At 65.0% G+C, this 7,115-nt stretch carries 6 protein-coding genes; 3 read left to right on the plus strand and 3 right to left on the minus strand.

Annotated features, from left to right (window positions below; genetic code table 11):
* The first annotated feature begins 113 nt into the window (after positions 1-113).
* From H7C86_RS36305 to H7C86_RS36315, 3 genes are read left to right on the plus strand one after another with little or no spacing between them, the layout of a single operon-like run.
* Entirely contained in the window at positions 114-1,328 is a 1,215-nt protein-coding gene (locus tag H7C86_RS36305; protein ID WP_075840862.1) for a tyrosine-type recombinase/integrase, read from the plus strand.
* Positions 1,325-3,568 (plus strand): tyrosine-type recombinase/integrase, encoded by a 2,244-nt coding sequence (locus H7C86_RS36310; protein WP_182263464.1) that lies wholly within the window; start codon positions 1,325-1,327, stop codon positions 3,566-3,568. The genes H7C86_RS36305 and H7C86_RS36310 overlap by 4 nt, the downstream gene beginning before the upstream one ends.
* Positions 3,565-3,972, plus strand: a complete 408-nt coding sequence (locus tag H7C86_RS36315) for a DUF6262 family protein (protein ID WP_182263465.1) — start codon at positions 3,565-3,567, stop codon at positions 3,970-3,972. Before H7C86_RS36310 ends, H7C86_RS36315 begins: the two co-directional genes overlap by 4 nt.
* Positions 3,973-4,359: 387 nt before the next feature.
* Here the strand turns inward: H7C86_RS36315 and H7C86_RS36320 are convergent, their stop codons facing one another.
* The 3 genes from H7C86_RS36320 to H7C86_RS36330 all read right to left on the minus strand — a co-directional run bounded on the left by H7C86_RS36320 (position 4,360) and on the right by H7C86_RS36330 (position 6,671).
* The gene (locus H7C86_RS36320) at positions 4,360-5,670 is read right to left on the minus strand and encodes a DUF6297 family protein (protein ID WP_182263466.1); all 1,311 of its coding nucleotides are present in this window, start codon (positions 5,668-5,670) and stop codon (positions 4,360-4,362) included.
* Positions 5,667-6,290, minus strand: coding sequence for an ABC transporter ATP-binding protein (locus H7C86_RS36325; protein WP_075840857.1), 624 nt, complete (start codon positions 6,288-6,290; stop codon positions 5,667-5,669). Before H7C86_RS36325 ends, H7C86_RS36320 begins: the two co-directional genes overlap by 4 nt.
* Positions 6,291-6,356: 66 nt before the next feature.
* Positions 6,357-6,671, minus strand: coding sequence for a DUF6412 domain-containing protein (locus H7C86_RS36330; protein WP_182263467.1), 315 nt, complete (start codon positions 6,669-6,671; stop codon positions 6,357-6,359).
* Between the last annotated feature and the right edge of the window lie 444 nt (positions 6,672-7,115).

The following is a 7,115-nucleotide window of genomic DNA, read 5'->3' on the forward strand; positions in this document are numbered from 1 at the left end:
GTCTTATCCTCACCCCACCTCCAGGCGTCTTCGACGTCATGTGAGCGTCGGCGTGTCGGCTTTGTTTGCACGTGAGCTGATGGTTGCCTACACCCGTACGGGAGGTGGGTGTCATGGCTCGGACGCAAAAGGTGGTACTGCCGGACGGCGGGGTGACCTGGACTGTCCTCGACCGCGACCACGCAGTAGTAGGCCCTGTCGAGGAATGGCTGGAGTGGCTTCGGGTCGCGTGCGCGTTCAGCCCCAACACAGTGAAAGCGTACTCCCGTGGGCTCGCGTTGTGGTGGCACTACCTCGAGCAGAACGGGGTCGAGTGGCGCGATCCTGGCCTGACCGCGCTGAGCGGATTCATCGGCTGGCTCACCGGCGGGGATCTGCCCACCGCACGCCAACACCCGGTCAAGCCCACGACGTGCGGGCCACGAACGGTGTCGCTGCGATTGGCGGCGCTGGCCTCGTTCTACGAATGGTCAGAACGCCAATACGGCGCAGTTGCACCGCGATTGGGGCGTGAACGGCGTGAAACGGAGTTCCAATCGTTCTTGACGCACCTGCAGAGCCGGCGGCGCGATCGACCTGCCGCGCTCGTCCCGCGTCGCCGCTGGCATACCGGTCCGACACCGGTGTTCCTGCCGGTGCATGTGCAGCGAATCCTGGACAGCGCAGCAACATTCGATCCAATCGGCCGGTCGTGGGCGGGGAATCTGCGTGACCGTCTGCTGTTCGAGATACTTGCCGAGACAGGCCTTCGCTTGGGGGAGGCGTTGGGTGTGCGGCACGAGGACTGGGTCGTCGGACGCGGCGGCACGCCGTATATCGAGGTTGTTCCCCGCGGCGACAATCCCAACGGTGCCAGAGTGAAGAACATGAAGGGCCGGCGCGTGTTCGTGTCCGACCGGCTCGAGCGGCTCTACGGGGACTTCCTCTACGAGGTCGGCGATTTAGCCGACCGTCATGGTTTGCCGCTTCGCGACACCGACCCCGTGTTGGTCAATACCGGTGGCGGACAGTTGCTGTCGGCGATGACACCGAGCGGGGTCTACCGGGTCGTCGAGCGGCTGCAGCGCCGTGTAGGCGGCGCCGTCCCCACCGGTTGGACTCCGCATTGGTTCCGGCATACCCACGCCACGGCGCTACTTCTGAGCGGGGTCCCCGAGCATGTCGTCATGCGGCGACTCGGTCACGCCCAGGTCCAGACCACTCTCGACCTGTACGGATGGGTGACCGAAGAGGCGGAGCTACGCAGCGTGGCCGAGTGGCGGACATATGCGCAGGGATGGCACCTACCAGCCGAGCAGGGATATACGACAACCCTGGAGAATCGATGAAGTCTGCTGCATTGCCGCTGCCCGAACACAAACAGGGCGGGGTCACCGACCACGATCTTTGGGAACTCGTTCCCGAACATGTCCGGCCCGGAACGACTCTCGACATGCTGGCCTGGCCGTGGAACGAGGTGATCTACCACTACCCGAGCCGGACCCACCAACATGTCGCACTCGATGTTCCCGATCCGATCCGCCACGAATTCATCTGGTGGCTGTGGTCGCTGCATGTCACCGGTGAACGGGTCTCGCCGTCCGCGGTGTCGACGTGGATGCATTCGATCGCCCACATCAGCACCTCGCGGGTCCAGCGAGGCCACCCACCGATCACATCCTTCCTCGACCTGGACCTCGACACGTGGATCACCGAGGCCCGGTCGGCGTTCACCGCCCGCCACCAACGTCTTCCGGGCGCACGGTTCAGCCAAAACCATCTGCAGATCATGCGCCGCCTCCGGCGGGCGGTCGGCATCGCCTATCACGAACAGGCGTGGTGGCAGGCCGAGCTGTGGGATCCCCTCCACGACTCCCGAATACCAGCACGCCGACACGAACCGCGCGGTCATGCCACGGTCGACTGGTCGACCGTGGAACCGGATTGGCTTCGTGCCGCAGGCCAATGGTGGCTCGGAACCCTTCTCAACGCCGACCGGATTCGGTGGGGCAGCGTCGGTCGATACCGAACCTCGTTGTGCGCTCATCTCGGGCCCTTCCTGATCGAACGCGGTATAGACAGTCCGGTACTGGTCACCGACCCGGCGACGATGCTGCGTCCGTTCGCGAATGACTTCCTCGGCTGGCTACGCACCCGCCGCGCGGCCAACGGGCCCAACAAAGGCCAACCGTTGTCCAACAAGACCATCTCCCTCACCCAGACCGCAGTGAACTCGATGTACGCGTTCTTCGTCGAACACCGCGACGAAGCGGCGTTCGTCCTGGGCGACCCGCGATGGCGTGAGCTCACCGAACGCCACCTCGTGATGTGGCCGCGAGGGGAAACGATCTCGGTCGTGCGCTCCGACGACGCACCCGAGTACCTCGACGACGAAGATCTCAGTCGCGTCGCCGCGCATCTGGATCTGATCGGTCTGCCGGTCAAGGAGAGTCGCACCATCGTCGTCGATGGGCAGGACAAGACGGTGTTCGGGCTCGGCGACCCGCAGGTCATGCGCGCCTATCTGCTGCTGATACTCACCGGCCGCCGAGTCAACGAAATCCTGATGCTCGATCCGGACCCTCTGTGCCCGTTACTCACGGCACCCGATCGGCAATCCGACCCGAAGAAACCGGAGCCCGAAGACTCGGCGTCGGAGTTTTTTGTGGCGCGGCTGCGCTACCAGCAGACCAAGATCGATGGAGCCCCGAACACGATCCCCGTCGAGCAGGCCGTGGTGAACATCATTCGCGAGCAACAGGACTGGGTTCGCGACACTATCCTGCCGACGTTGACCGTCGGCGCGGAACCGAAGTATCTCTTCCTCGCGCGCAAGGGCAACCAACGGGGCCAGCGTCCACTCGGCGGCATCCGTCAACGACTCACCGACCTTGCTGCGTTGATAGAGCTTCGCGACAAACACGGCCGCCCTGTCGATTTCCAGCGCACCCACCGGTTGCGGCATACCAAGGCCACTCAGATGCTCAACGCGGGCACACCACTGCACGTCGTGCAGCGCTATCTGGGGCACGTCTCACCGGAGATGACACTGCGCTACGCAAAAACGTTGGCCCGCACTCATGAGGAAGAGTTCCTGCGGCTGACCTTGATCGGCACCGACGGGCGGGACCATGACGTCGATCAACATGCGCTCCTCGATGTCCTGCAACTCGATCAGCGCACCGACCGGATCCTGCCCAACGGCTATTGCCTGCTGCCGCGCCCGAAAACCTGCGAACGGGGGAACGCGTGCCTGACCTGCGGCGAGTTCGCAACGAATGCCACCTATCTGACCGAACTCGAAGACCAGCGGGACTCGACGCTAAATCTGATCGAAACCCGACGCACACAACACTTTCAGCGCACCGGCAAGCACATGACCGACGACAACATGTGGCTCACCGCCCGCCGCAGCGAAGTATCCGCACTGAACCTGATCATCGCCAACCTCACCTCCCCCGACGGTGACGAATCGACCACGGTACAGGGAGCCGGCGTCGGTGGCCGGGACGCGGTCCGCCGAGCATCGCAGCCACGGACACCGGTGGACCTACCACTGGGACCCAGCAGGAAAGGACATCGACCATGACCCTCGACGCCGAACAACGCAGCCAATTGCTCCGCCGCTCTGCCGAGGCCCGCACGACCGCCGCAGTCGAAAGAGCAACGAAAGCTATTGCCGCACTGAGTAAACGTGGTGAAGCGGTGAACTTCCGGAAAGTGTCACGCGAGGGCAACGTCAGCCTCGACTTCCTTTACCGCAACACCGAACTACGCGAGAAGATCATTCGCTTACGGACCCGGGACCAACCGGCACCGAACACCCCGATCGAACCGGATACGCAGAGCACGATCGTCCTCAGCCTCACCCGCCAACTGCGCGAAGCCAAAGCCGAAATCACCCGACTACGCACAGCGCTCGCCGCGGCACACGGCGAGAACCTCACGCTGCGCCGAAATGCGCCCACACCTCGATACGAGCCGGCAACGTAGGGGCACGAAACGCCCCCGAAAATCACCTCATACTGGGGGCGGCACAAAACCGATGGTGGTTCAAAGTCGTACGACTGACCTTCAGTCGACGGTTTGTCAGGCCACTATCTGCAGACTGAGCCGAGTCAGGGGTCGCGAGGTCGCACCACTTCAACGACACGTAAGGGCTTCAGAAAGAGCCGGCGGCCACCAGTAGTAGTAGTAGTACCGATGGTCGTCCCCTCCTTTTTGCCTGACGTCAGTGGGTTCTCATTCGGTGTGACGCAGCTTGCGGGATTTGACCTGCGATCCGCCACATGCACAGCATGCAACGACGGATGATTCTTCTCACCGAGTGTGGCGATTTTCGGCCTGGGGACCGCATCCGGACCTGATGGGCGAGTCCCGTCACAGCAGCAGGAGGACCGCCCCGACGAGCAGTAGGCCCGGACCCCGGAGCAACTGCCGGATCATGTCCACCGGCACCATGCCGAACATGGTCACGATAGCCAGGCCGTCGTAGACACGAGGCGGGGCCGTGCGGGAACGGACGGCAGCCATCAGAGTCGTCAACCCGACGACCAGGCCCGACCACCACGACACCGTTACCCCCACCGCGACCGCCACGGTCAGCGCCGCGAGCGAAGGCACCACGAGGAACGCGCCGGTCACCATCCGGTCCGGCAGAGCGAGAGCGAACCGTATCGCCCTGTCCGACATGACGTCTCGAAGACCGATACTGGCCGCCGACGTCGCGACGTAGCCCACGACAAGGCCCAGGACACCTGCCCAGTACGGCGTCAGCACCGCAGAGCCGACGACAACGAGACCTGATCCGACAGCCAGGACCGCCGGCATCATTACGTTCCGGCGGTGTCGCACCACATCGGACCACACCAGGGCACCCGCCGGGCGGGTCGACACCCAGCCGCGGCTGCGCGAGCGCACCGCCCCACGACGTCGAAGAGCTCTGGACTCGAGCGCTGACACGAGGAACCCGACGTCGAAAAAGGACACTCCCACCCACCCGGCTGCCAACAGATCCGACCCCGACGTCAGCGATACCCGGCGGATCCTCCCGAGGCGCGACACCGCTGTCGCCCATGCGGCGACGGCCGCGACGGAGAGGACGGCCGCGGACACTACGACGGGAGCAGGCGGTGTGACCGCCGCAGCAGCCGCGAGAAACACGGTTCCGAACTCGACCACAGGCAGCGCGGAGGACCACCTGCGGGACTGCTGACCCAACAGCGCCAGGGCGACCACCAGCGCACCAGCGGCGGCCCCGACGACGGCGAGCGGCCACCAGAGGGTGGCACCTGCGACCAACGCCAGCACGCGGGCGACCACGACCCCAAGTACGACGAATGCGCCACTCCACGCCAGAGCCCGGCCGCGCAGCAGCGCTCCACGATCGAGCGGCGCGGAGATCAGCCAGTGCGTCGTGGCAGCGTCGGTGCCGACCGGGCCGACGATGCGCACACCATGAAGTGCGGCCGCCGCGACGACCAACCCGACGCCGGTCGCCGACGACGCCGACAGCACCGGAGCCACGGTCAATCCCGTCGCGCGTCCGGACAGCACCCACAGCGCGATCGCCGTCATCGAAGCCACGCCCCCACCCCAGATCGACATCCGCTCGACCGTGCTTTCGGTATCGACACGGCGTCGGCGGAGTTCTCGGTGCAGTTCGGCTGAGCTCATCTCGTCGGTGGTCATCGCCACGCGTCCGCATCGACGACGACGTCGGCCACCGCGTCGACGAGCACCGCGTCGTGGGAAACGAACAGCACCGCCACACCTGCGTCCTTCTCGGCGACCAGCGTGCGTATCAACCACTCGCGACCGGCGGCGTCGAGGTGCTGCTCCGGTTCGTCCAAGACGAGAACGCGGCGGGGCCGCACGAAGGCGGAGGCCAGCATCAACCGCCGGCGCTGCCCGCTGGAGAGCGTGACCGGCAGCTGATCGGCCGCGGGAGCCAGGGAGAGGCCGTCGAGTGCCGACGTCACGACAGCCTCCGCGTCGCCGACAGCGTGTGCGGTGGCGATCAGCAACAGATGCTCGCGCACCGACAGATGAGGGAACACTCCGCCGTCGTCGATGACGGCTGAGATCGCCGCGCGGGCGGCGGGGTCACTCTCGTCGAGGTCGATGCCGTCGAGGAGCACGCGCCCCTCGTCGACGTAGTCGGCACCGACGGCGCAGCGGAGCAGCGTAGATTTTCCGGAGCCATTGACTCCGACCACGGCGCACGCGGAGCCAGGGCGAGCGGTGAGGTCGACGCGCCGAAAGACAATGAACTCCCCGTGGGCGCGGGTGATGCCGGACAGGTGCAACATGAGGTCTCTCTCCTACGATCCGAGAATTCAACGGTGTCGTCGGTGCGGAGACGCACGATGGCCGAATCAGGTCGGCTGCGCCTCCGCGAGAGGGCCGGGTGCTCGGGGCATGGGACGACCGGCAGTGGCGGGATGAGTCTGACGGCGGAACGATCCGCGCAGGCGACGCTCATCGGCAGGAGGCCCACTGCCCGCGACAAGTGGCAACGCGAGCAGGTCTGGGCGAAGGAATGCGGCAGCGAGCAAGGCAACCGAGAGGGCGACCGCCACAGCCACGGCCACCTCGACCGGTTGCGGTATCGCAACGACCAAAACCAGGCCAAGGGACAGCAAGACGAACACCACAGTCATCCGGCTGAGGATCGCGCTCCCTGATCGCATGACCGCATGGTACCGATCCTTCACCGCGTCCCTGCTCGGGTTGCACATATGCATCTCCGTGAGGAGGCCGCCACCTGGAGTGAACGCCGACGGAGCCGCCCACCACAGGGGCCTTCGACATGGCCTCGAACACCGTCATCAACACAACTACCTGCTCGCTCTGACCGAGACCCGACACATCATCGTCGCGACAAAAGCAAGCAAGCCCGGCCACGACACCGCCGGACTAACAACGACAGGCGCACCTGCTGGGTGTCCCCTGAAATGACGGACATCCGGTCGGAGCGCGGAGCGAAATATCAAGTGGCTAGGAACGTATCTGCCATAAGACTGGCCTGTGTCGTGGACTGAACCAAATCCCCTTAAGGACGACCCTGTGACTGAGATGCCTTTTACGCTTTGAGCTGGATATTCATGACTCAGAACAGCACGGGATCCAGATAA

The sequence above is a fragment of the Rhodococcus sp. UFZ-B548 genome (assembly GCF_903819475.1).
GTDB classification, from domain to species: domain Bacteria; phylum Actinomycetota; class Actinomycetes; order Mycobacteriales; family Mycobacteriaceae; genus Rhodococcus_F; species Rhodococcus_F erythropolis.